19 protein-coding genes are annotated in these 23,539 nt (G+C 69.6%); 8 read left to right on the top strand and 11 right to left on the bottom strand.

From position 1 onward, the window contains the following. Window positions 1–80: 80 nt before the first annotated feature. Window positions 81–497, top strand: coding sequence for an NADH:ubiquinone oxidoreductase subunit NDUFA12 (locus MKK58_RS24005; protein WP_243915472.1), 417 nt, complete (start codon window positions 81–83; stop codon window positions 495–497). A gap of 134 nt (window positions 498–631) precedes the next feature. Further along, complete coding sequence (locus MKK58_RS24000; protein WP_243915501.1) at window positions 632–1,276, top strand: DUF2155 domain-containing protein; 645 nt, start codon at window positions 632–634, stop codon at window positions 1,274–1,276. A gap of 30 nt (window positions 1,277–1,306) precedes the next feature. On the opposite strand, the gene aat is transcribed toward MKK58_RS24000, so the two are convergent. The 6 genes from aat to MKK58_RS23970 all read right to left on the bottom strand — a co-directional run bounded on the left by aat (window position 1,307) and on the right by MKK58_RS23970 (window position 6,126). Beyond that, entirely contained in the window at window positions 1,307–1,981 is a 675-nt protein-coding gene (gene aat, locus MKK58_RS23995; RefSeq protein ID WP_243915471.1) for a leucyl/phenylalanyl-tRNA--protein transferase, read from the bottom strand. 123 nt (window positions 1,982–2,104) lie between these two features. Continuing rightward, window positions 2,105–2,437: a hypothetical protein gene (locus tag MKK58_RS23990; RefSeq protein ID WP_243915470.1), complete on the bottom strand. Its 333-nt coding sequence runs from the start codon at window positions 2,435–2,437 to the stop codon at window positions 2,105–2,107. A 420-nt stretch (window positions 2,438–2,857) separates the two neighbouring features. Continuing rightward, a complete protein-coding gene (locus MKK58_RS23985; RefSeq protein ID WP_243915469.1) occupies window positions 2,858–3,166 on the bottom strand; it encodes a hypothetical protein in 309 nt (102 codons plus the stop codon). A 124-nt stretch (window positions 3,167–3,290) separates the two neighbouring features. Beyond that, window positions 3,291–4,649 carry an acetyl-CoA carboxylase biotin carboxylase subunit gene (gene accC, locus MKK58_RS23980; RefSeq protein ID WP_243915468.1) on the bottom strand — a complete coding sequence of 453 codons (1,359 nt, stop codon included), beginning with the start codon at window positions 4,647–4,649 and terminating at the stop codon, window positions 3,291–3,293. A gap of 14 nt (window positions 4,650–4,663) precedes the next feature. Continuing rightward, entirely contained in the window at window positions 4,664–5,146 is a 483-nt protein-coding gene (gene accB / locus MKK58_RS23975) for an acetyl-CoA carboxylase biotin carboxyl carrier protein (protein WP_243915467.1), read from the bottom strand. A 158-nt stretch (window positions 5,147–5,304) separates the two neighbouring features. Further along, window positions 5,305–6,126: a DsbA family protein gene (locus MKK58_RS23970; RefSeq protein ID WP_243915466.1), complete on the bottom strand. Its 822-nt coding sequence runs from the start codon at window positions 6,124–6,126 to the stop codon at window positions 5,305–5,307. Window positions 6,127–6,288: 162 nt separating this feature from the next. On the opposite strand from MKK58_RS23970, the gene MKK58_RS23965 reads away from it, so the two are divergent. After that, window positions 6,289–7,491 carry a pyridoxal phosphate-dependent aminotransferase gene (locus MKK58_RS23965; protein WP_243915465.1) on the top strand — a complete coding sequence of 401 codons (1,203 nt, stop codon included), beginning with the start codon at window positions 6,289–6,291 and terminating at the stop codon, window positions 7,489–7,491. A 114-nt stretch (window positions 7,492–7,605) separates the two neighbouring features. Here MKK58_RS23965 and MKK58_RS23960 read toward each other — a convergent pair whose 3' ends face one another. Further along, window positions 7,606–10,725 carry a ribonuclease E/G gene (locus tag MKK58_RS23960; RefSeq protein ID WP_243915464.1) on the bottom strand — a complete coding sequence of 1,040 codons (3,120 nt, stop codon included), beginning with the start codon at window positions 10,723–10,725 and terminating at the stop codon, window positions 7,606–7,608. 768 nt (window positions 10,726–11,493) lie between these two features. Here MKK58_RS23960 and MKK58_RS23955 point away from each other — a divergent pair. Beyond that, complete coding sequence (locus MKK58_RS23955) at window positions 11,494–12,774, top strand: N-acetylmuramoyl-L-alanine amidase (protein ID WP_243915463.1); 1,281 nt, start codon at window positions 11,494–11,496, stop codon at window positions 12,772–12,774. 235 nt (window positions 12,775–13,009) lie between these two features. Continuing rightward, window positions 13,010–15,439: a penicillin-binding protein 1A gene (locus MKK58_RS23950; RefSeq protein ID WP_243915462.1), complete on the top strand. Its 2,430-nt coding sequence runs from the start codon at window positions 13,010–13,012 to the stop codon at window positions 15,437–15,439. 64 nt (window positions 15,440–15,503) lie between these two features. Here the strand turns inward: MKK58_RS23950 and MKK58_RS23945 are convergent, their stop codons facing one another. Continuing rightward, complete coding sequence (locus MKK58_RS23945; RefSeq protein ID WP_243915500.1) at window positions 15,504–16,067, bottom strand: TetR/AcrR family transcriptional regulator; 564 nt, start codon at window positions 16,065–16,067, stop codon at window positions 15,504–15,506. A gap of 58 nt (window positions 16,068–16,125) precedes the next feature. Between MKK58_RS23945 and MKK58_RS23940 the strand changes: the two genes are divergently transcribed. Continuing rightward, window positions 16,126–16,524, top strand: coding sequence for a DUF2306 domain-containing protein (locus tag MKK58_RS23940; RefSeq protein WP_243915461.1), 399 nt, complete (start codon window positions 16,126–16,128; stop codon window positions 16,522–16,524). A 115-nt stretch (window positions 16,525–16,639) separates the two neighbouring features. On the opposite strand, the gene MKK58_RS23935 is transcribed toward MKK58_RS23940, so the two are convergent. The 3 genes from MKK58_RS23935 to MKK58_RS23925 form a co-directional block, all read right to left on the bottom strand. Further along, on the bottom strand, window positions 16,640–18,760 hold the full coding sequence (locus MKK58_RS23935; protein ID WP_243915460.1) for a TonB-dependent receptor family protein: 2,121 nt from the start codon (window positions 18,758–18,760) through the stop codon (window positions 16,640–16,642). A gap of 189 nt (window positions 18,761–18,949) precedes the next feature. Next, entirely contained in the window at window positions 18,950–19,942 is a 993-nt protein-coding gene (locus tag MKK58_RS23930) for a DUF1775 domain-containing protein (RefSeq protein ID WP_243915459.1), read from the bottom strand. 43 nt (window positions 19,943–19,985) lie between these two features. Beyond that, window positions 19,986–20,330, bottom strand: a complete 345-nt coding sequence (locus MKK58_RS23925) for a hypothetical protein (RefSeq protein ID WP_243915458.1) — start codon at window positions 20,328–20,330, stop codon at window positions 19,986–19,988. 314 nt (window positions 20,331–20,644) lie between these two features. Here MKK58_RS23925 and MKK58_RS23920 point away from each other — a divergent pair, with 314 nt between their 5' ends. Beyond that, a complete protein-coding gene (locus tag MKK58_RS23920) occupies window positions 20,645–21,943 on the top strand; it encodes a murein L,D-transpeptidase (RefSeq protein WP_243915457.1) in 1,299 nt (432 codons plus the stop codon). A 272-nt stretch (window positions 21,944–22,215) separates the two neighbouring features. After that, the gene (gene glyA, locus MKK58_RS23915) at window positions 22,216–23,520 is read left to right on the top strand and encodes a serine hydroxymethyltransferase (protein WP_243915456.1); all 1,305 of its coding nucleotides are present in this window, start codon (window positions 22,216–22,218) and stop codon (window positions 23,518–23,520) included. The last annotated feature ends 19 nt before the right edge of the window (window positions 23,521–23,539 follow it).

Genomic DNA, 23,539 nt, shown 5'->3' with positions numbered 1-23,539 from the left:
CTGGACTTCGCGGGCCCGTCTCACCATAGTCCGCGCCGACAATGATGGCGGGGCGGCGACGCCCCATTCGGGCGAACGCGATGGCTCTCAAGGACACGCTCCTGCGCATCTTCACTTGGTGGAACGGGCAGACCATGTCGCTCGCGCTCTACACCGCGCGAAGCGGGCAGCGGGTCGGCACGGACGAACTCGGCAACACCTATTACCGGGCGCAAGGGGCACTGATCGACCGCTCCGTCGGAACCGAGCGGCGCTGGGTGGTCTATAACGGCTACGCCGACGCCTCGAAGGTGCCGCCCGGCTGGCGCAGCTGGCTCTGCCACAACGGCGACGTGCCGCCGAGCGAGGAGAGCTACACGCCCCGCGCCTGGCAGAAGGCGCATGTGGAGAATCTCACCGGCACAAGCGGGGCCTATCGGCCGCGCGGCTCGCAGTTGAACATCGGCCAGCGCCCGGCCGCCACCGGCGATTACGAGCCATGGAGCCCGGGAAACTGAGCCTGGTTGCCACCGGCCCTTTTTCCACCAATCTTCTGCGGCTTTAGATGTCCCTCGCGCCGTCGCTCCCCGAGGGGAGCCGCCCGAGAGGAGGGCCGCCCGTGAACCGCAGCACAGCAGGATCGTCCCGCCTCGTGGTCAAGCGCCTTCTCCTCGCGTCGATCGCGGTCGGCCTCACCGCCGTTCCGGCATCGGCCGACAAGATCAAGAACCCGACCGCGGTGTTCTCGGGCCTCGACAAGATCACCGGGCGCATCGTGTCGTTCGAGGTCGCGGTGGACGAGACGGTTCAGTTCGGCGCCCTGCAGCTGACGCCGCGCGTCTGCTACAGCCGCCCCCCCACCGAGAGCCCGAAGACCACGGGGTTCCTCGAGGTGGACGAGGTCACCCTCGACAACAAGTACCGCCGCATCTTCACCGGCTGGATGTTCGCGTCGAGCCCCGGCCTGCATGCGATCGAGCACCCGATCTACGACGTCTGGCTCGTCGATTGTAAGGGCGGCTCCGAGGTGATCGCCGAGGCGCGCGAGCAGGAGGACGTGCCCGCCATGGCCTCGAAGCCCGAGAAGACGCGCAGGCCCAAGGGCGGCCAGGACGCCACGCGCACTGCCCAGCAGGTCAATCCGAACGGGCAGGTCGACGTGGAGGCGCCCCGCGGCGTACCGGTCCAGCCGAAGCAGAAGCCATCGCGAAAGTTCTTCCCCTCGAACGAGGGACCGGCCGCGGCACCGCCGCAGCCGGCGCAACCGCAATCGCTGTTCGACGCGCTCTTCCGCTAGGCGCGTCATAGCCATGCGCGGGGTCGGGGTTCAGTCCTCGGCGCCGCCGAGGGCCGCGAGGACGTCGCGGCCTCGCAGGGAACCGTCGCCCGGCCAGACGTGCCAATTCGCCGGCACGCCGATCGCCTGGGCGAGACGCCGCTTGTAGACGTGGCGCGGCACTTCTTCGGCGCCGAACTGGCTCAGATGGTCGGTGACGAACTGGGTGTCGGCGAGGCGGTACCCCCCCGCGCGCAGGCGCGCTACGAGGTGGACCAGGGCCACCTTCGAGGCGTCCCGCTCCGTGTGGAACATGCTCTCTCCGAAGAAGGCCGCCCCGAGGGAGACACCGTAGAGCCCCCCGACCCGCTCCCCTCGGGAGAACACCTCCACCGTGTGGGCATGGCCGGCGTCGAACAGGGCGCCGTAGAGGTCGCGGATGCGTCCGTTGATCCAGGTCCGCTCCGCCGAGCCGCGCGGCGCGGCGCAACCGGCGATCACCGCGTCGAAATCCTGGTCGGTGCGGACCTCGAACACGTCGGCCCGCACGGTCCGGGCGAGGCGACGGGAGACGTGGAAGCCGTCCAGGGGGAGCACGCCGCGGGCGCGCGGCTCGACCCAGTAGATCGCGGGATCGTCGGCATCCTCCGCCATCGGGAAGATGCCGGCCGCATACGCCTTCAGGAGAATCTCGGGCGTGATCTCTACGCGGTCGACGTCGTGCATGGGCCGACTTTGGATCGGGGATCGGCGGAAGGCCAGAGGCCGGCCGGTCGCAGAACCCGCCGGGCCATGCAAAAAGGCGGACCCCGAGGGGCCCGCCTTCCCGCACCGTCCCGTAGCGAGGGACTAGAACTTCGGCCCGCCGGAGGTGGTACCGAGGTTGGGGACGATGCGGTTCGGCTGCTCGGCGTTGCCGCCCTTGGCGGAATCCTCGACGATCGCCTCGCGGTTCGACGCGTAGGGGGCCTCGGTCACGGTGCCGGTCACGTCCATGTCGACGTAGCCGTCCACGTTGCGGTAGGCGCCATAGGCCGAGGGGTTGTCGATGGGGCCGCGGGTGGTGCCGCCGGCCTGGGGCACGAAGCGCTCCGGCTGGCCGACATTGCCCGAGGGCGACTGGGCGAGGGCGGCGGTGGCGATCAGGGAGGCGGCGACGAAGGTGAGGCTGAAGGTGCGCATCGTGGTCTTTCGGAAGTCGGGTCGTTAGGAAAATCCAGTCGCTGGGTGGGGCCTGCGCCACCGGGTCTGTCCGACCCGGTTCGTCCCCGCCTGACCGGCGTGGGGTGAGAAGTCCCGGCGAACCAAAGCGTTCCAGCCGTCGTTTCGCCGGCAACAGGCCGTCGCGAAGGTGTCTGGAGGGAAAAGACAGGATTCCCAGTCGACAAGGCGGCTTTTGCACCGGGCAGGAGCTTCGAGTGCCGTCTAGGCGCGCTATGCGGGGCTAAATTGATCTTTTCGAGCTCATTTCGGTGCACGATGCTGCACAACTCAATTGTGCGCGATCGCACATGCGCTCGAACGGTTCGGCCGATGCCGACAACAAAAAACCGGCCCCTCTCGGGGCCGGCGTGGTGCAAGTCAGTCCGGAGTGACGCTGTGTCAGCGGGCGGGGCCGCCGGAGGTACCGCCGGTGTTCGGAACGGAGCGGTTCGTGTCGTTGGCATTCCCGCCCTTGGCGGAATCCACCGCGCCCATGCCGGGGCTCATGCCGCCCTCACCGGCGGGCGCGACGGCTGGGCCGCCCGCCGGGGCCATGCCGCGGGTCGACGGATTGTCGATCGGACCGCCGGTGGTGTTGCCCGCCTGCGGAACGGACCGCTCCGGCTGTCCGACATTGCCGGAGGGGGATTGCGCGAGAGCGGGCGTGGCGAGCAGGAGGCTGGCGAGGAAGCAAGTCGTCAGGCGCACGGTGGGGTGGTCCTTGCAGTGAGGCGGCACCCGAACCGATGAACGGAAGCCGCGGTAAGACCACCGGAAACGAGCGCAGCGCGCTCTCGTTCCCTCACCGCCGTCGCCGCGCGCGTTTAAAATCCTACCCGGGCTCGTCGAGGCCACCCCCGGCCAGGAAGCCCTCGAGCCAGTGGATGTCGTAATCGCCATTCTGGACGTCGGCGTTCCGCACGAGGGTGCGGAAGAGCGGCAGGGTCGTGTCGACGCCGTCGACCACGAACTCGTCCAGAGCCCGGCGCAGGCGCATCAGGCATTCGTTGCGGGTTCGCCCGTGAACGATGAGCTTGCCGATCAGCGAATCGTAGTGCGGCGGGATGCGGTAGCCCTGGAACACGGCCGAATCCACGCGGACGCCGAGGCCGCCCGGGGGATGGAAGTAGGTGATCAGGCCGGGGGAGGGCCGGAAGGTGGCCGGGTGCTCGGCGTTGATCCGGCACTCGATGGCGTGGCCCTCGACCTTGATCTCGTCCTGGGTCACCGACAGAGGCAGCCCGGCGGCTACCCGGATCTGCTCGTTCACGAGATCGATCCCGGTGATCATCTCGGTGACCGGGTGCTCGACCTGGATGCGGGTGTTCATCTCGATGAAGTAGAAGCGCCCGTCCTCGTAGAGGAATTCCACGGTGCCGGCGCCGAGGTACTTCAGTTCCTGCATGGCGCGGGCGCAGATGCCGCCGATCTCGGCGCGGGTCTCGGCGTCGATGACCGGGGAACCGCCTTCCTCCCAGACCTTCTGGTGGCGGCGCTGGAGCGAGCAGTCGCGCTCGGCGAGATGCACGGCGTTGCCGCGCCCGTCGCCGAGCACCTGCACCTCGATGTGGCGCGGCTTCTCGAGGTACTTCTCGAGGTAGACCGCGTCGTCGCCGAAGGCCGCCTTGGCCTCGGTGCGGGCCATGCCCAGGGCCTGCTCCAGGTCGGCCTCGGTGCGGGCGACCTTCATGCCGCGGCCTCCGCCGCCGGAGGCGGCCTTGACCAGCACCGGATAGCCGATCTCGGCCGCGATCCGCTTGGCCTCCTCCGGATCCTCGACGCCGCCCTCGGAGCCGGGCACGCAGGGAATGCCGAGGCGCTTGGCCGTGCGCTTGGCCTCGATTTTGTCGCCCATGATGCGGATGTGCTCCGCCTTGGGGCCGATGAAACCGATATTGTGGTGGGCGAGCACCTCGGCGAAGCGCGCGTTCTCGGAGAGGAAGCCGTAGCCCGGGTGGACCGCGTCCGCGCCGGTGATCTCGCAGGCCGCGATGATCGACGGGATGTTCAGGTAGCTCTCGCGAGCGGAGGGCGGCCCGATGCACACACTCTCGTCGGCCAGGCGTACATGCATGGCGTCGGCGTCGGCAGTGGAATGGACCGCCACGGTGGCGATCCCCAGTTCCTTGGCCGCGCGCAGGATGCGCAGCGCGATCTCGCCCCGGTTGGCGATCAGGATCTTCTCGAACATGGGTGCGGCCCCGCTCACTCGATGACGAGGAGGGGTTCGCCGAACTCGACGGGCTGCCCGTCCTCGACGAAGACGGCGGTGACGGTGCCGGCGCGGGGCGCCACGATCTCGTTGAAGGTCTTCATGGCCTCGATGAGAAGTAGCTTCTCACCGACCTCGACCTTGGAGCCGACATCGACGAAGAGCTTCGCCTCGGGCGACGGGCGGCGATAGGCGGTGCCGACCATGGGGGAGGGCACGGCGCCGGGGTGGCCGGCGCCGGCCCTGCTGCGCTCGGGCGTCGCGCCCGGGCCCGAGACGGGCGCGAGGGCGGGTGCCGCCACCGCCGCGAGGGCCGGCGCGGGCGCGGCGACCTGCACCTGGACCGCCTCGACGCGACGGGCGACGCGGATGCGCAGATCCCCCTTCTCGACCTCGATCTCGCTGAGATCGGTCTCGTTGATGAGCTTGGCGAGCTCGCGGACGAGCTCCGGATCGAAGGGGTCGTTCTTGGACATCGGCTCCTTGGGCATCGGCTCGGTCGTCTTCAGGTCAGGCGCGGGGTGCGTCGGCAATCGAAAGGAAGGTGTGCGAGCGGCAGGGCCGCGCGCGTGGGATGATCCGGGGACGGCGGCCTTAAGCGTCGGCGCCGCCCTTCACGGACGGGCAGGGCGTCTCAGCAGCTGGCGTGGCCGCACTGGCGCACGTCGTTGATGGTCTTGCGGATCGGCTCGATCCCGACGGCGCCGGGGATGATCTCGTCGCCGATGATGAAGGCCGGGGTGCCCGAGAGGCCGAGCTTGTCGCCGAGGCCGACATTCTCGGAGAGCGCCGCCTTCACCTCGGGTCCCTGCGCGTCCTTGGTCAGGCGGGCCACGTCCAGGCCCATCTCCTTGCCGACCGCGAGGGCGCGCTCGCCGTTCACCCGGCCCTTCGACTCGAGCAGGCGGGTGTGGAACTCGAAGATCTTGTCGCCCTTGAGCTGCTGCTTGGCGGCCAGCGCGATCTTGCTCGCCTCCAAGGACTCGGCGCCCAGCACGGGGAAGTCCTTGAGGACGACCCGCAGCTTCGGATCGCCCTTGATCAGGGCCTGGATGTCGGCGAGCGCCTTGCGGCAGTAGCCGCAATTGTAATCGAAGAACTCGACCATGGTGACGTCCCCGCTCGGGTTGCCCGCCACCACGCCGTGGGGCGAGTTGACCAGCGCCTCGCGGGCCTCCTTCAGGGCCGCCGACTGCGCGAGCTTCTGGGTCTCCTGCTGCCGGCGCTCACCCTCGGCGATCGCCTCCTGCAGCACGTCCGGGTTCTTGACGAGGTAGTCCTTGATGATGGCCTCGATCGCCTGGCGCTGCGCATCGCTGAAGGCGGCGGCCGGGGCGGGCGCGGCCTGTGAGGGCGTGGGCTGGGCAGGCGTCGTCTGGGCGAAGGCCGCGCCCGGGGCGACGGCCAGGGAGCCGGCCAGGATGGTGGCGGAGAGCAGCGAGCGGAACAGGGGCATACGTCCTCGCGGGGCGGGACCGGTCAGGCGTCAGCCGGCCATCGGGGAATCGTCGTCGATCAGACGTGCGGTTAGCCGCCGGGTTAGGCGTTTTCGCGGCGGGCGGTCAATTGCCGAATGCCGGTTTGGCGTGCCCCGGGGCCAACCGCTATGACGGAGCCGATGACAGACAAACCGATCCCATCGCCGATCCCATCGCCGACCCCCTCGCCGATCCTCTCTTCCCGGCGGGCGGCCCGCGTCGCCCCGTTCCTGGCCATGGACGTGATGTCGGCCGCCGCCGCCCGCGAGGCGCGCGGCGAAGGCGTGGTCCACATGGAGGTGGGCCAGCCCTCGGCGCCCGCGCCCCGCGGGGTGATCGCGGCGGCGCAAGCCGCACTCGCCACCGGCGCCCTGCCGTACACCCAGGCCCTCGGCCTGCCGGCCCTGCGGGAGCGGATCGCCCGTCACTATGCCGAGACCTACGGCGTGGCGGTCGCGCCGAGCCGGATCGTGGTGACCACGGGCTCCTCGGCCGGCTTCGTTCTGGCCTTCCTCGCTCTGTTCGATGCCGGCGCGCGGGTCGCGGTGCCCCAGCCGGGCTACCCGGCCTATCGCAGTCTGCTGCATGCCCTCGACCTCGTGCCCGCGCCCCTGATCCTGCGGGATGCGGACCGCTTCGCCCCCACGGGCGCGGCCCTGCGCGAACTGCACGCGCGGGAGGCGCTCGCCGGCATCCTGGTGATGAGCCCGGCCAATCCCTCCGGAACGGTGATCGAGCCCGAGCGCCTCGCCGATCTCTGCGCGACGGCGCGCGGGCTCGGCCTGCGCTTCATCTCCGACGAGATCTATCATGGGCTCGCCTACGGCCTGCCCACCGAAACCGCGCTCCGCTACGACGACGACGCGATCGTCATCAACTCGTTCTCGAAGACCTGGTGCATGACCGGCTGGCGCATCGGCTGGATGGTGGTGCCCGACTGGCTGGTGCGGCCCGTGGAGCGCCTGGCCCAGAACCTCTACATCTCGGCGCCCTACCTCTCGCAGGTGGCGGCGCTGGCGGCCTTCGATGCCGTGGAGGAGGTCGAGGCCGTACGGGCCGGCTACGCCGCCAACCGAGCCCTGCTCCTCGACGCCTTCCCGGGCCTCGGCCTCGGGCGCACGCATCCGGCGGACGGCGCCTTCTACCTCTATGCCGACGTCTCCGACCTCACGAACGATGCCAGCGCGTTCTGCCGGCGCATGCTGGACGAGGCCGGCGTCGCCGCCACCCCGGGGCTCGACTTCGACGCGGTGGACGGTGGCCACCACGTGCGCTTCTCCTTCGCGGGCTCGCGGGCCGATTGCATCGACGCGGTCCGGCGCCTGAAGGGCTGGCTGCGCTGAAACGCGAAACGGGGCGGGCGCCGTGCCCACCCCGTTCCCCTTGACACCATCCCTGACTGATTCCGGCTTGGGCCGGGATCGGTCGGGCGTCCGCTTACGCGACTCCGCCGGCGCTTACTCGCCCGTCAGGGCCGCCTTGGTGCGCGACCACCACCCGGCGCGCTTCGGGCGATCGGGATCGGCGGGGGTCAGTACCACGGCCACGGGCTCGGGGGCGGGCGTCCGGACCGGAGCCGGGGCGGGCGCCTCGGCCGGCTGAGCCTCGGTCTCCGGCTTGGGCGCGACCGGCAGATCCTCCGCCTGGATCACGTGCCCTTCCGAGAAGGCCGGAGCCTGCGCGGGCGGGGTCTCTGCGGTCGAGGCGGCGGCGACCGCCTCCGCGCTCACCGGCTCCTCGCCGCCGAGGAAGGCGGACGGCGCATCGCTCGCGCCCTGATCGCCGTCGATCGAGCCGACGGGCTTGTCCTGGGGAGCCCGGTCCTCGGAGACCGGCTGCCCGAAGGACTCGTCCTGAGAGGTCTCGTCACGGGCGATGTGGTCCTGGCCAATCCGGTCCTGAGAGGTCTGGTCCCGGAAGCCCTCGCTGCCCTCGCCGTCGCGCGAGCGGCCCTCGCGGTCACGGCCACGGCCGCCGCGACGGCCCCGGCGGCGGCGGCGTCCGCTGCCGTCGTCATCGCCCGCCGCCGGGGTCTCGCCGGCCGCGACGACCTCGTCGCCCTCGGCCTGGGCGGCGACCTCATCGGTCTCCTCGCCCTCGCCGTCATCCTCGCCCTCGGACGTGGCACCCTCGGCCCCGGAGGATTCGCCGCCCTCGGGACGGCCGCCGCGCCGGCGACGGCGCCGGCGACGACCGCCCCGGCCCTCGCCGCCCTCGGCGGATTTCTCGCGCGCTTCCTCGGACGCGCCCTCGGCCTCGGCCTCGTCGGCTTCCGCCTCGCCCATCTCGGTCTCGGCCTCGATCTCGGGATCGAAATCCTCCTCCGGCTCCAAGGCGGAGTTGATCGCCACGGCGCGCACGCCGGTCACCGGTCCCTCGAGCCGGCTCGCGGGCTCGCCGCGATCGAGCTGGAAGGCGGAGGTGGCGGCCAGGCGCTCGTCGGCCGCGATCGTCACGGAGACGCCGAAGCGCACCTCCAGTTCGCGCAGGTGGGCGCGCTTCTGGTTGAGGATGTAGAGGGCGACCTCGGTCTTCGTGCGCAGGATGAGGTTGTGGCTGGTGCTCTTGAGGAGCGATTCCTCGATGGCCCGCAGGATCTGCAGGGCCACCGACGCGGTGGCGCGGACATAGCCCGAGCCGCCGCAATGCGTGCAGGGGAGGGAGGAGCTCTCCAGCATGCCGGTGCGGATGCGCTGGCGGCTCATCTCCAGGAGGCCGAAGGGCGAGATCCGGCCGACCTGGATGCGGGCGCGATCGTTCTTCAGGCACTCGTTGAGCTTCTTCTCGACGGCGCGGTTGTTGCGCTTCTCGTCCATGTCGATGAAGTCGATCACGACGAGGCCGGCGAGATCGCGCAGGCGCAGCTGGCGGGCGACCTCCTCGGCCGCCTCCAGGTTGGTGCGCAGCGCCGTGTCCTCGATGTCGTGCTCGCGGGTCGAGCGGCCCGAGTTCACGTCGATGGAGACCAGGGCTTCCGTCGGGTTGATGACGAGGTAGCCGCCCGACCTCAGCGTGACGTGCGTGGAGAACATCGCATCGAGCTGCTGCTCCACCCCGTAGCGGGCGAAGATGGGCGTCGACTCGCGATAGGGCTGCACGACCTTGGACTGGCCCGGCATCAGCATGCGCATGAAGTCGCGCGCCTCGCGGTAGGCCTCGTCGCCCGCCACCAGGATGTCGTCGATGTCCTTGTTGTAGAGGTCGCGGATGGCGCGCTTGATCAGCGAGCCTTCCTCGTAGACCAACGCCGGGGCGGACGAGGACAGCGTCAGCTCGCGCACGCTCTCCCACAGGCGCATCAGGTACTCGAAGTCGCGCTTGATCTCGGGCTTGGTGCGCGAGGCGCCGGCCGTGCGCAGGATCACGCCCATGCCGTCCGGCACCTCCAGGTCCTGCGCGACCTCCTTGAGGCGCTTGCGGTCGGCCGCGCTCGTGATCTTGCGGGAGATGCCGCCGCCGCGTCCCGTGTTGGGCATCAGCACCGAGTAGCGGCCGGCAAGCGACAGGTAGGTGGTCAGCGCCGCGCCCTTGGTGCCGCGCTCCTCCTTGACGACCTGCACCAGGATGATCTGGCGGCGCTTGATCACCTCCTGGATCTTGTAGTGCCGACGGTAGGCGCGCGGACGCTCGGGGATCTCCGCCATGGCGTCGCCGCCGACCTGGGCGATCTTCTGCCGGCGCTCGCCGTCCTCGCCCTCGCCCTCCTCGTCGTCCTCATCCTCGTCGTCCGAATCGTCGTCGTCATCTTCCTCGGACTCGTCGTCCGAATCGTCGTCGTCCTCATCCGAATCGTCATCCGCGTCGGACTCGTCCTCGGACGTGGCGGGAGCCTCGGCCTCCTCGGCGTTAGGGGTCTCCTCGGCGACGGCGTCGCCCATCGGCGCGGCCTCGAGGGCGAGTTCGGCGGCCGGGGCCACCGGCTTCTCGGCCGTAGCGCCCTCGAGCACGCCGTCCTCGGTCGGCTTCGCCTCGGCCTCGGGCGACGCATCCGCGGGCGCGGCGTCGGCGCGTTCGGCCTGCGGCAGGTCGGCGGAGGCATCGCTCTCCGGCGCGTTTGTCTCGTGCGCGGCGGACTCATGCGCCACGGTCTCGTGGGTCGTGGCGAGGCCGCCTTCCAAGAGCGCGTCCGCCGCGCCGATCGCCGGATCGCCCTCGGGACGGTCCTCGAACGCCTCGGAAGTCACGCTCTCGGAGGTTTTTGCCACCTTCGCGGCGTTGCCGTCGCGACGGCCGCGCGAGCGGCGGCGGGGCTTGCGCTCCTCGCGCTCGCGGTGCTCCTCCGCCTCGCGGGCCTCGTCCTCCAGCAGCGCCTGCCGGTCGGCGAGCGGGATCTGGTAGTAGTCGGGATGGATCTCGCTGAAGGCGAGGAAGCCGTGGCGGTTGCCGCCGTACTCGATGAAGGCCGCCTGGAGCGAGGGCTCCACGCGGGTCACCTTGGCGAGGTAGATGTTACCGCGAAGCTGACGCCGGTTGGCGGCCTCGAAGTCGAATTCCTCGACCCGGGACCCGTGGACCGTGACGACCCGGGTCTCCTCCGGGTGCATCGCGTCGATGAGCATCTTGTTGTTGTTGGCCATGACGAACTTTCGACATGGCGGCCGACGTCGTTCTCCTCGAACCGCGCGGTCCCGATGGTGCGCCCCCCGATCCCGACGCGTCGGATGGTGGGGTCAGCGCACGTAACGACCCGGGGAAGGGGGTCGCGGAAGCTGTGGGGAAGGGATTGCCGCCAACCGCCGTTGGGCGCCGGATCTCGGCGCGCGTGGGGTTGATCCTGGCCAGGGTCGACGAGAAGGCGGCGCCACGCGAAACGCGCAGGCGTTGAACACGAGCAACGGCAACCGATGCTGTGTGTCCGCTCATTCTCTCCCTGACCTCGCGAAGACTGTATGGGCCCGTCCGAGGACAGGCCGGCATTTGAAGAACGGTGCGGCGGCCAAAAAAGGCCACCGAATGAACCGACTCCCACCCGGCCTTGGTATGCCGCCATGTCTGACGCGGGGAACCGACTGCGAATGCGATCCGGCGCGATGCCGGGCCGCGTCCGCGGGCCGCGGAGCAAACCGCACGGCACCGGGAAGGGGACCGTATCATTACAGAGCGTCGCGACGTTTTGGCAAGGTCCTTAATCTGTCACGGGCGTCGCGACGCCGCTTCGATGATCCTCCGGCGTGCCAAGCCTGGGTTGTCGCCTCCGGGACACAAGGGTCCGGGAAGTGGAACCGGCCCTTTGAGGAACGGTTAACCAACCCGTCGGTATCCCTTAGAGGCAGGCTCACGCCACAGCCCGCTCGCGAGCACGCCCCGATGGCGCGCCCGTCCTCACGGGGATGATTGCCGGAACGATGCCGAGACGCGCCCGCCTCCTCCGCTCCGTCCTCCTCGCCCTGGTCTGCACCGGGGCGGTCCCGGCCGCGGGTCCCGGCGCGATGGCCCAGGACACCGACAAGGCGCGCGGCACCGCCTCCCAGGCGGCGGTCGCCATCGCGGCCGACCTCGCGACCGGCGGCGGAACCACGAAGCTGACCCTGACGCTCTCGAAGGCCATCGAGGCCAAGGCCTTCGTGATGGAGCGGCCGGACCGGGCCGTGATCGACCTCGCCGAGGTGAACTTCCAGCTCGGCCCCGAGACCGGCCGCAAGCGCGACGGGCTCGTCTCCTCCTTCCGCTACGGGCTGTTCGCCCCCGGCCGCTCGCGCATCGTCGTCGACCTCGCCCAGCCCGCCAGCGTGGGTAAGATCGAGACCGTGACCCGCCCCCGCGACGGCGCCGTGCTCCTCAGCGTCGAGTTCCAGCGCGCCGACCGCGACGCCTTCCGCCGCGCCGCCGTGGCGAGCGATCCCGCACCCGCCCAGCGCAAGGCCGCCGCACCGGAGCCGACGGATGCCCGCCCCCTCATCATGGTGGATGCCGGCCACGGCGGCACCGACCCGGGCGCCATCGCGGCCACGGGCGTGTTCGAGAAGGACATCGTCTTCGGCTTCGCCCAGTCCCTGGTGACGCGGCTCGAATCGGGCGGCCGCTACCGGGTGCGCATGACCCGCGACCGGGACGTGTTCGTGCCGCTCTCCGAGCGCGTCCGCCTCGCCCGAGAGGCGAAGGCCGATCTGTTCGTCTCGATCCACGCCGACTCCATCTCGTCGGCGCCGCAGGTGCGCGGCGCCACCATCTACACCGGCTCCGAGAAGGCCACCGACGCCGAATCGGCCAAGCTCGCCGAGCGCGAGAACCGGGCCGACGCCGCCGCCGGCACCGAATCGAACGAGGGGCCGGGCCACGTCGCCGACATTCTGCAGGACCTCACCCTGCGGGAGACCCGCACCTTCTCCTCGGGCTTCGCCAAGGGCCTGATGGCCCATCTCGGCCCCGTGATGGAGATGAGCGCCAAGCCGCACCGCGAGGCCGGCTTCATGGTGCTGCGCTCGCCCGACGTGCCCTCCGTGCTGGTCGAACTCGGCTACCTGTCGAGCAAGCGCGACCTCGACCTGCTCCAGTCCGAGGGCTGGCGGGCCGAGGTCACCGGCGGCATGGCCAAGGCCATCGACGCCTTCTTCGGCAACCGCACCTCCCTGACCCGCCCGGTTCCGCCCCGGCGCTCGGCGGCAATCGCCCCAGTTTCACCATAGAATGGTTGTGAAACCGGGGCTCGCAACGCCCCGGTCGGATCGACGTCGATGAGCCTCGACGAGAACCGTCGCGGGCACCTTGAGCCTACGCCGCCCATCGCACGCGCCTCGCCCGCACAATCGCGGCGAGACCCTTGCATTTAGGGCCGGGACGCGGTCCAGGGAGCACACGCCACGGTGGCGGGTGCTCTCGCGGCCGGCGGGCGGCGGCGGATCATCGACGGACGGGACCCGGATGCGCTTCATCCTTCGTTTCTTCGGCTTCCTGTTCAGCATCGGCGCGATGGTCTTCGTGATCGGCGCGGCGGGGGCGGCGTTCTTCTACTGGAAGTTCAGCCAGGACCTGCCGGACCACGCCGCGCTCGCCAATTACGAGCCGCCGGTGATGAGCCGCGTCCACGCGGCGGACGGCTCCCTGCTGGCCGAATACGCCACCGAGCGCCGGCTCTACCTGCCGATCCAGGCGATGCCGAAGATCGTGGTCGCGGCGTTCCTCTCGGCCGAGGACAAGAACTTCTACAAGCACGGCGGCGTCGACCCCGAGGGGCTGGTCCGCGCCGCGCTGACCAACTTCAAGAGCGGCAAGAAGCAGGGCGCCTCGACCATCACCCAGCAGGTGGCCAAGAACTTCCTGCTGTCGCCGGAGCAGACCTTCGAGCGCAAGGCCAAGGAGGCGCTGATCGCCTTCCGGATCGAGGCCGCCTACTCGAAGGACAAGATCCTCGAACTCTACCTCAACGAGATCTTCCTCGGCACCATCGTGCCCGGCCGCAACCTGCACGGGGTCGCGGCGGCCGCCCTAGATTATTTCGGCAAGTCCGTCCACGAGCTGACGATCAACGAGGCGGCCTACCTCGCCGCTCTGCCCAAGGGGCCGAACAACTACCACCCCTACCGCCAGACCCAGAAGGCCCTGGACCGGCGCAACGAGATCATCGGCCTGATGGCCCAGAACGGGTACATCACCAAGGAAGAGGCCGAGGCCGCCCGCAAGATGCCGCTCGGGGTCAACCCGCGCGTCGCCTTCGCAAACGCCGCCAATGCCAACTACTTCACCGAGGAAGTGCGCCGCGAGATCGCCGAGCGCTACGGCGAGAAGAAGCTCTACGAGGGCGGGCTGTCCGTGCGCGCAACCCTCGACCCGAAGATGCAGGCCTGGGCCCGCAAGGCCCTGGTGGACGGCCTGATTCGCTACGACCAGTCCCATGGCTGGCGCGGCGCGCAGGCCAAGGTCGACCTCGTGGGCCGCGACTGGGGTCTCGCCGTCTCGGAGGTCTCCGGCCTCGGCGACGTCGCCCCCTGGCGCCTCGCGGTGGTGCTGAGCACCACGGGCGGCGCCGCGCAGATCGGCCTCCAGCCCCGCCGCGAGGCCTCGGGCCACGTCTCCAAGGACCGCGAGACCGGCACCATCGGCGCCGACGGCACCCGCTGGACCGGGCGCTCACCCGCCGCCGCCCTGAACCCGGGCGACGTGGTCTACGTGGAGGCCATCGACGGGGGCCGGGGCCTGTACCGCCTGCGCCAGCGCCCGGAGATCTCCGGCGCCATCGTGGCGATGGACCCCTATACGGGCCGCGTCCACGCGATGGTCGGCGGCTTCTCCTACGACGAGAGCCAGTTCAACCGTGCCACCCAGGCGATGCGCCAGCCCGGCTCCTCGTTCAAGCCGATCGTCTACTCGGCGGCCCTCGACAACGGCTACACCCCGTCCTCCATCGTGCAGGATTCGCCGATCACCATCGAGGCGGGTCCCGGCCAGGAGGCCTGGACGCCCTCGAACTACGACGGCAAGTCCGGCGGCCCGCACACGCTGCGCTATGGCATCGAGCACTCGAAGAACCTGATGACGGTGCGGCTGGCCAAGGATGTCGGCATGCCCCTCATCGCCGAGTACGCCCGCCGCTTCGGCGTCTACGACGACATGCTGCCCGTGCTGCCGATGTCGCTGGGTGCGGGCGAGACCACCGTCATGCGCATGGTCACCGCCTATTCGATGCTCGCCAATGGCGGCCGGCGCATCCGCCCGACCCTGATCGACCGCATCCAGGACCGGGTCGGCGAGACCATCTACAAGCACGACACCCGCAAGTGCCTGGGCTGCGACGCCGACAAGTGGTCGGGTCAGGATGAGCCCAAGCTCGTGGACGATTCCGAGCAGGTCCTCGATCCGCTCACCGCCTACCAGATGACCTCGATCATGGAGGGCGTGGTCCAGCGCGGCACCGCCACGATCCTGAAGCAGGTCGGCAAGCCGCTCGCAGGCAAGACCGGCACCACCAACGATGCTAAGGACGCGTGGTTCGTGGGCTTCTCGCCGGATCTGGCCGTGGGCGTCTATCTCGGCTTCGACAAGCCGCGCTCGCTCGGCGACCGGGCCACCGGCGGCGGCCTCGCTGCCCCGATCGCCCTCGACTTCCTGAAGCAGGCGCTCAAGGACAAGCCGCCGACGCCGTTCCGCGTGCCCCCGGGCATCAAGCTGATCCGCGTCTCGGCCTCCTCCGGCATGCGGGCCGGCTCCGGCGACGGCCCCGGCACGATCCTGGAGGCGTTCAAGCCCGGCACCGCGCCGCCGGACGCCTACGTGGCCGCGCCGTCCCAGAACAGCGCCCCGGCCGCAGTGCCGCCGGACGCGGACCGCGCCGCCCAGGCCGGCGGGCTGTACTGAAGTCACGCCGCGCGCCGCCGGGACGATTACGGTCCGGCGGCGCGCGCGAAGTCATCGCTCGCGATCAGGGCGCCGTCCCATCGGCGGCGAGGGCCCTGGAAGCAGCCTCCAGGCTCAGCTGACCGTCGGCGACGAGGTGGGCGAAGCCGTGGACGATGGCCCAGGCGCGAAGCGTCGCCGGCCCGATGGTGCGGGATTCGCACGCATCGCCCCCGGATGCGGCTCGGCCCGAAGCGACCCGGTCGAGCGCCCGCAGGGCTTCGAGGGCGGCGCTGGCGAGGTCCGGAAAATCCGCCTTGCACAGGCTGCTGCCGAACATCAGCAGGAAGCACGGGCGTTCCGCCACGGCGAAGGCGAGGTAGGCTTCCCCCATCGCCGCGAGATCGTCCCCCGCCGCCGCGAGGCGCGCGCGCAGGCGGCCGAACCCCTCGGCCGCGACCCCGGCCAGGAGGGCATCCCGGCTCGGAAAATGCCGATAGGGCGCGTTGTGCGAAACCCCGGCCGCGCGGGCGACCTCGCGCAGGCTCACCGCCCCGATACCGTCCCGATGCAGGATCCCGGAGGCCGCGTCCAGCAGCGAGCGCCTGAGATCACCGTGGTGATACGGCGCCTTGTCGGATGTTGACACTGCCAACTTCTGCTCTCATGTTGTCTGCGTCAACATAGCAGATGTGCGGAGAGACGGCATGACGCTCGAGCCCCTGATCGCTTCGGGCCCCGTCATCCAGGCCCATGCGCTGGCGGCGATTCTCGGGATCGGCCTCGGCACGCTCCAGTTCGCGATGCCGAAGGGCACGCCGGGGCATCGCCGGCTCGGACGGGTCTGGGTCGGCCTCCTCGCCTTCGTCGCCCTCTCGTCCTTCGGCATCCACGAACTGCGGCAGGTCGGCCCCTTCAGTTGGATTCACGGCCTGTCGATCCTCACCCTGGGCGTGCTCGCCGTCGGCATCGCCCTGGCCCGGGCGGGGCGGATCGCTGCGCATCGCTGGACGATGATCGGCCTGTTCGTCGGCGGCCTTCTCATCACCGGGCTGTTCACGCTGGTGCCGGGCCGGATCATGTACCGGGTCCTCTTCACCGCTTAGACCAAGTCTCAGGGAGCCTGACCCATAGGTCAGCCTCCCTGAGGTCCGGCGGACGACCGCCGCCGCGCCGTCGCGCGGACGGACCTCGATGAGTCAGGCTCATCGAGGTCCGGTATTAGAAGGCCGCCCGCACCCCGCCGAAGACGCTGCGGCCGACGCCCGGATAGAAGGCCACCGGACCGCCGGCCACGGTGGCGGCGTTGGTGACCACGCTGATGTCTGAGACGTAACGGGTGTCGGTCAGGTTGCGGGCATCCACGAACAGCGAGACGCCGTTCGCGAAGTCGAACCCCGCCGCCACGTTGAACACCGTGTAGCCCGGCACCTGCAGGGTGTTGGCGTGGTCGGCGAAGGCGCCCCGCGGCACCCAGTCGAGGGACGGGCTGATGTGGAAGCCCTCGCGGTTCCGGTAGGTCATCACCGTCCGCAGGACGTCGTCCGGGATGCCGGCGATGCGGTTGTTGGCGAAGACCGGGTCGCCCACGAAGCGGAAGTCGTTGTGGGTCCAGATCTGCGAGACGACGAGGCCGTCGCCCCGTCCGAACAGGTCGCGGGCGAGATCGAGTGAGACGGCCGCCTCTACGCCCTGGTGGCGGGTGCGCGGCGCATTGAAGGTCGCGGCCGGGATGTTGAGCCCGGGATTGATCGAGAAGTTGATCAGTTCGTCGCGGATCTCGGAGCGGTAGAGCGTCACGTCCCAGGAGAGCCGGTCGATGCGCCCCCGGGTCCCGGCCTCGTAGGTCACCGCCCGCTGGGCCCGCAGCGGCACGAAGGTGGTGTTGAGGGAATTCATCTGCACGAGGTCGGAGAAATCCGGCACGTCGCGCGAGCCGGTGACGTCCCCGAAGACCTGGATCTCCGGCAGGGGCTGCCAGAGCAGGCCAAGCTTCGGGTTGATGCCCTGGTAGGTTTCGTCGGCGAAGGAGGCGCGCGCGTTGGCGCCGCTGAAGCCGCCCTTGTTGCTGTAGGTGCGGTTCGACGAAAACGCCTTGGCGCCGGTCATCAGTGCAACATCCGGCAGGAACCAGAACCGGTTCTCGCCATAGGCCTCGTAGTTTGATGCACTCAGGACCGCGCGCAGCGTCTGGGCGCCGCGCTGGCCGCCGTTGTTGACGAACTGGAGCGCCGAGTTCTGGCCGGCGAAGGCGCGCAGCCCCAGGATCGTATCGTTGCGGAAGCCCCCCACGTCGAAGCTGCCGGCCCAGCGCGGCGCGATGCCGTAGGTCCAGCCATCCTGGTCGATGACCTGAAAGATGGGGTGATACAACGACTTGTGGATGGCCCAGGTGTCGATGTCGAGCTTGCCCATATCGAGCGCGAAGGAGGTCCGGTTGGCGATCCGCTCGGTCTCGACCTTGCGCGACTGGTTGCCCGAGATCGCCGTGGGGTTGGCGAGCGTCGGGTTGTTCAGGGCGTTGAACAGGCTCAGCGTGCCGGGGAGCTTCTGATCGGTGAGGTAGATGCCGGCGTAGAACCGCGTCTCGACACCCGGCGCGAGCTGGTAACCGAGATTGGCGTTGAAGTTCTGCGTCCGTTGGGTCTCATGGTTCCGATAGCTGTCGGAATTCGTGATCGTGCCGTTGATGAGAAAATCGGCCGGGCCGGAAATCCGGGAGGCCTGGAAGTTCTCGCGAATCGTGTTGAAGGCGCCCCCGTCGATGCGGAGGATGTTGGGCGCGAAGGCCGTATAAGCCGTCGGCGTGACGACGTTGATGGCGCCGCCCAGCGTCGTGGCTCCGAAGGTGAGGGCGTTGCCGCCCTTGTAGACCTCGATCGAGCGCAGGCTGAGCGGGTCGACCTGGTAGAAGTCGCCGCTGCCATCGGCGAGGTTCAGCGGGATGCCATCCTGCAGGAGCTCGAGTCCCCGCAGGTGGAAGCCCCGCGAGATGCCGGACCCGCGCACCGAGAGGCGCAGTTCCTGCCCGTAGCGCTCCTGCACGTAGACGCCCGGCACTTCCTTCAGGGTGTCGCGCAGGGTGTTGGCGTAGCGGTTCTGGAAGGCGCTGGCATCCACGAAGGCCACGGAGCCGACGGTTGCGTTCACGGCGGCGCGCTGGGCGGTCACGCTCGGCACGGTGAGGGAACCCGCCGCCACGCCCTCGACGCTGAGTTCCGCGAGCGTCGCGGCGGCGGAATCCTGTGCGGTGGCCCGGTTCATCGCGAGACAGATCGCCAGGAGCGAGACGCCTGCGGCGAGGGTGCAGGACACGGCGAGGCGGGGCAGGGGAGCGGACATCGGACAGGCTCCGGACCACGGGCCCGCGCTCCGCGACAGGCGCGGAGGGGCCGGCGTGATCCCGGTGAGAGAAACCAGGGGGTTAGGACAGGGCCGATGCCCCGCGGCGTGAACCACGCCGGAGGGCAGATGCGGGCGCACCGGATCGAAGGACGCCTTCGCCCGGGCACTTCCCGCGCCGGTGCGCGCTCAGTGGTTGTGATGATCCGACGTTGCGGGCGCGCCGGGCTTCGAAGCCCCGATCGGCGCGACGCTGAAGCTCACCGGTACGCTTCCGGCCCGCTCGAAGGTCAGGCTGCCCTGGATCACGTCGCCGGCCTTCGGCGCGCCGTTGAGACCCTCGAACATGAGGTGCAGGCCGCCCGGCTTCAGCTCCACCGTCTCGCCGGGCTTGATGGTGAGGCCGCACTCGACCGGGGCCATCTTCATCACGCTCCCGTCCATGCTCATGGAATGGATCGAGCCGCGCGCAGCGAGCGGGATCGCGGTGCCGGTGAGCCGGTCGGCCTGCGTGCCGGTATTGGTGATGCGCACGTAGCCGCCCGCCACCTTGGCGCCGCCGGGGGTCGCGCGGATCCAGGGCGTCTCGATAGTGAGGTCGCCGGCCTTCACGCTCGTGGAGGCGGCCGCGCCGGCGGGCGCCGTTTTGGTCGCGGCCGCGACGACCCGGACCCCGGGGGCGGGCGACTTGAGGGTATGGGCGTCCTGGCCCGCGACCGGGATCTCGCTCCAGCGATACTTTCCCTTCGCGCAATCCTGCTCGATGGGGAAGTAGACCGTGGCGCCTGGGGCGAAGGCATCCGTGACCCGCGCCAGGAAGGTGAATTCGTCGACCTGATCGTCCGGCAGACTGCCTCCGGTCCAGGTGATGGTCTTCACGCCCTCGCGGATATCGCCGTGGAAATAGGGATAGGCACGGGCGTAGGGGCCCTTCTCGGTGGTCACGGTCCAGCCGGGCTTCGGCATCGGCTTGGCGCCCACGATGCCTTCCGGGATGGTGACGCTGACGCGGTTGGTCGGCTGCCCGTCGCAGCCATGGGTGATCTGGACCACGCCGCGATAGCTGGCGTTGGGGGTCGCCTCCTTGCGCTCGAGGGTGGCGTGCGCGCGGGCGGCGGTGGTGGTCAGCGCAAGGGAGAGCACGAGGCCGGCGAGGGGCGCGGCGTGGAGAATGCGGGTCATGAGTCGAGTCCGTGTCGGAAGGGATCGGAAGTGTGTGATCGCTTCAGACGACGGGGGGACCGCGCGGCCGGGGTATCGCGCCCGGCGGACCGCGCACGAAGTGGGCGGCCTTACGCTGCCACGCGATGCGGCTCAGGACGGCGCGGGGAGGCCAGACGACGGCGTGGGCATCGATCTCCGGCAGGGCCACCTGCAGCATCGGCCCGGCCACGGTACAGCAGGACTGATGATGGGCATGGGAGGGGTCCGGCACGGCCGGACTCGCGTCGTCCGCCTGCCCGAGACACAGAACGCCGTGCGAGATCGAGGCGGGCAAGGGGACGAGCCCGCCCAGGATGGCGTTCAGCACGAACGCGTACAGCGCGATCACCGCAGTGACCGCGCGCAAGGGGGCCCAACCTCCGTGGCCTGCCTGATGTGCCGGGAACGTCATCGTTACTCGACTTACGCCATCGGGCGTGCGGGCGCCATGCCGATCGCGGAACGCCGCACGGTGCTGTGGCGCACGGGCCGCAGTCGAGGGGCTGTGTTCGGGGATCGCGGGGATAAACCCCGCTATGCCACAATGTGGCCGGGTGACCATGAGTTCTTAACCCTACCCCGACACGTTCGCGGCACGGGGAGTTCGAAGTCCCGGCGCGGCGCGTTTGGGATCACGGGCGCCACATGTCGCTTCGTAAATCAGATCAGAGTTCACGTCCGATGCTGAAACAGGCTTTCCACACCCGGTCGCTCGGCCTTGCACTGCTCGCGTCGGCGGGCGTCCTCGGTTCGTCCGCGATGGCGCGCGAGGCCGGCGGATTCGCCCAGGCCGAATGGGCGCAGGACTACGCCTCGCCCGCCGCCATGCAGGTGCAGCGCTCCTCCACGCCGATCCTGTCGCCCCAGACCGTGGCGGCCACCGAGCAGATGATCGAGCGCTACCGCGACATCGTCAATCGCGGCGGCTGGAAGCCCGTCTCGGGCGCCGACCGCCTGCGCGTCGGCGCCAAGGGCCCGGCGGTCGCGGCCCTGCGCCAGCGCCTGATCATCACGGGCGATCTCGATCCGGCCTCGGGTGGCTCGGGCGTGTACGATTCCTACGTCGCGGCCGGCGTGAAGCGCTTCCAGGCCCGGCACGGCCTCAGCCAGACCGGTGCCATGAGCCAGACCACGCAGGCGGCCATGAACGTGCCCGCCGACGTGCGCCTGCACCAGCTCGAGATCAACGTGGTGCGCCTGCGCTCCTACGCCGGCAACCTCGGCAACCGCTTCGTCATCACCAACATCCCCGCCGCCCTGGTGCAGACGGTGGAGAACGGCCAGGTCGTGACCCTCCACGCCGCCGGCGTCGGCAAGATCGACCGTCAATCGCCGATCATGAACACCAAGGCGACGCAGATCAATTTCAATCCCTTCTGGACGGTCCCGGCTTCCATCGTGAAAAAGGACCTCATCCCCAAGATGCAGAAGGACCCGACCTACCTCACCGAGAACAAGATCCGCATCTTCGCGGGCGACAACGAGATCTCGCCGGCCTCGGTGAACTGGAACTCGGACGAGGGCACGCGCTACCGCTACCGCCAGGATTCGGGCGCCGACTTCAACTCGATGGGCATCGTGCGCATCAACATCCCGAACCCCTACGGCGTGTTCATGCACGACACGAACTCGAAGGGTGTCTACGGCGACGATTTCCGCTTCATCTCCTCGGGCTGCGTGCGCGTGCAGAACGTGCGCGAGTACATCACTTGGCTCCTGAAGGACACGCCCGGCTGGGGCCGCGAGCAGGTCGAGCAGGCCATCGAGAGCGGCAAGCGCGTCGATGCCACGCTGTCCTCTCCGGTGCCGGTCTACTGGACCTACATCACCGCCTGGTCGACCCCGGACGGCCTCGTTCAGTTCCGAGACGACATCTACAAGCGCGACGGCGTGAACGTGCCCTCGACCCTCTCGGCACCGACTCCCGTCGCCAGTGCCGAACCGGTTCAGAGCTTCGAGCCGGGCGACGAGGAGAACTAAACTTCACGCGAGACGGCAAGACTGTCCGCAATTCGGGCCCGCGCTGAAAAGCGCGGGCCTTTTGCATGGCGGATGCGACGCCACGACACGGGTTGTTGCGTCCGCGACGCATCACGTCGCGCTCTGCGCTGAATTTTTTTGACGACCCGCAAAAAAATGCCTGTGCTTGGCCTTGGAACCGGGCCCGTGTAGTAATCCAGCCTTCGAACGCCCGCCCGCCCAACGCCAGCGGATTACGGGTGCGTCCGCCCGTTCAACAATCGAGGCTTTCCATGAGCGCCGGTACTGCTGCCGACAAGCACTTCTCCAACTCGTTCTTTGCGGCTCCCCTCACGGACGCGGATCCGGAGATCGCCCAGGCGGTGGCTCAGGAACTCGGCCGCCAGCAGCACGAGATCGAGCTGATCGCCTCCGAGAACATCGTCTCGCGCGCCGTCCTTGAGGCGCAGGGCTCGGTCCTCACCAACAAGTACGCGGAAGGGTATCCGGGCCGGCGCTACTACGGCGGCTGCCAGTTCGTCGACATCGCCGAGAACCTCGCCATCGAGCGCGCCAAGCGCCTGTTCAACTGTGGCTTCGCGAACGTGCAGCCGAATTCCGGCTCCCAGGCGAACCAGGGCGTGTTCATGGCCCTGATGCAGCCGGGCGACACCTTCATGGGTCTCGACCTCGCGGCCGGCGGCCACCTCACCCACGGCGCCCCCCCGAACGTCTCGGGCAAGTGGTTCAAGCCGGTCTCCTACACCGTGCGCCGCGACGACCAGCGCATCGACATGGAGCAGGTCGAGGCCCTCGCGCACGAGCACAAGCCCAAGGTCATCATCGCCGGTGGCTCCGGCTACCCGCGTCACTGGGACTTCGCGAAGTTCCGCGAGATCGCCGATGCCGTCGGAGCCTACTTCTTCGTCGACGCGGCCCATTTCGCGGGCCTGATCGCGGCCGGCGTCCACCCGTCGCCGTTCCCGCACGCCCACGTCGTCACCACCACCACCCACAAGACCCTGCGCGGCCCGCGCGGCGGCATGATCCTGACGAACGACGAGGCGCTCGCCAAGAAGTTCAACTCGGCGATCTTCCCCGGCCTCCAGGGCGGCCCGCTCATGCACGTCATCGCCGGCAAGGCCGTGGCGTTTGGCGAAGCCCTGAAGCCCGAGTTTAAGATCTACGCCAAGCAGGTCATCGAGAACGCCAAGGCGCTCGCCGACACGCTGATGTCGAGCGGCTACAACATCACCTCCGGCGGCACCGACAACCACCTCATGCTGGTCGACCTCACCAGCAAGGGCCTCACCGGAAAGGCAGCGGAAGCCGCGCTCTCCCGCGCCGACATCACCTGCAACAAGAACGGCGTGCCGTTCGACACGCAGAAGCCCACGGTCACCTCGGGCATCCGCCTCGGTACCCCGGCCGGCACCTCGCGCGGCTTCGGCGTCGCCGAGTTCAAGCAGATCGGCGGCTTCATCGTCGAGGTGCTCGACGGCCTCGTGGCCAAGGGCGAGGCGGGCGATCCCGCCATCGAGGCGAGCGTGAAGAGCCGCGTGCACGCCCTCACCGACCGCTTCCCGATCTACAGCTGAGACGAGACGCCCCGGAGGG

Source organism: Methylobacterium sp. J-078, assembly GCF_022829285.1.
In the GTDB taxonomy this organism is placed as follows: Bacteria; Pseudomonadota; Alphaproteobacteria; order Rhizobiales; family Beijerinckiaceae; genus Methylobacterium.
This window is presented reverse-complemented; position numbering and strand designations above follow the sequence as displayed.

Excerpts from the sequence above, each read along its gene's own strand:
- MKK58_RS23965 (WP_243915465.1), top strand. The coding sequence starts at position 6,289 with ATGACAGACAAACCGATCCCATCGCCGATCCCATCGCCGACCCCCTCG.
- accB (WP_243915467.1), bottom strand. The coding sequence starts at position 5,146 with ATGTCCAAGAACGACCCCTTCGATCCGGAGCTCGTCCGCGAGCTCGCC.
- MKK58_RS23920 (WP_243915457.1), top strand. The coding sequence starts at position 20,645 with ATGCTGAAACAGGCTTTCCACACCCGGTCGCTCGGCCTTGCACTGCTC.
- MKK58_RS23960 (WP_243915464.1), bottom strand. The coding sequence starts at position 10,725 with ATGGCCAACAACAACAAGATGCTCATCGACGCGATGCACCCGGAGGAG.
- accC (WP_243915468.1), bottom strand. The coding sequence starts at position 4,649 with ATGTTCGAGAAGATCCTGATCGCCAACCGGGGCGAGATCGCGCTGCGC.
- glyA (WP_243915456.1), top strand. The coding sequence starts at position 22,216 with ATGAGCGCCGGTACTGCTGCCGACAAGCACTTCTCCAACTCGTTCTTT.
- MKK58_RS23990 (WP_243915470.1), bottom strand. The coding sequence starts at position 2,437 with ATGCGCACCTTCAGCCTCACCTTCGTCGCCGCCTCCCTGATCGCCACC.
- MKK58_RS23955 (WP_243915463.1), top strand. The coding sequence starts at position 11,494 with ATGCCGAGACGCGCCCGCCTCCTCCGCTCCGTCCTCCTCGCCCTGGTC.
- MKK58_RS24005 (WP_243915472.1), top strand. The coding sequence starts at position 81 with ATGGCTCTCAAGGACACGCTCCTGCGCATCTTCACTTGGTGGAACGGG.
- MKK58_RS23950 (WP_243915462.1), top strand. The coding sequence starts at position 13,010 with ATGCGCTTCATCCTTCGTTTCTTCGGCTTCCTGTTCAGCATCGGCGCG.
- MKK58_RS23930 (WP_243915459.1), bottom strand. The coding sequence starts at position 19,942 with ATGACCCGCATTCTCCACGCCGCGCCCCTCGCCGGCCTCGTGCTCTCC.
- aat (WP_243915471.1), bottom strand. The coding sequence starts at position 1,981 with ATGCACGACGTCGACCGCGTAGAGATCACGCCCGAGATTCTCCTGAAG.
- MKK58_RS23940 (WP_243915461.1), top strand. The coding sequence starts at position 16,126 with ATGACGCTCGAGCCCCTGATCGCTTCGGGCCCCGTCATCCAGGCCCAT.
- MKK58_RS23970 (WP_243915466.1), bottom strand. The coding sequence starts at position 6,126 with ATGCCCCTGTTCCGCTCGCTGCTCTCCGCCACCATCCTGGCCGGCTCC.
- MKK58_RS23935 (WP_243915460.1), bottom strand. The coding sequence starts at position 18,760 with ATGTCCGCTCCCCTGCCCCGCCTCGCCGTGTCCTGCACCCTCGCCGCA.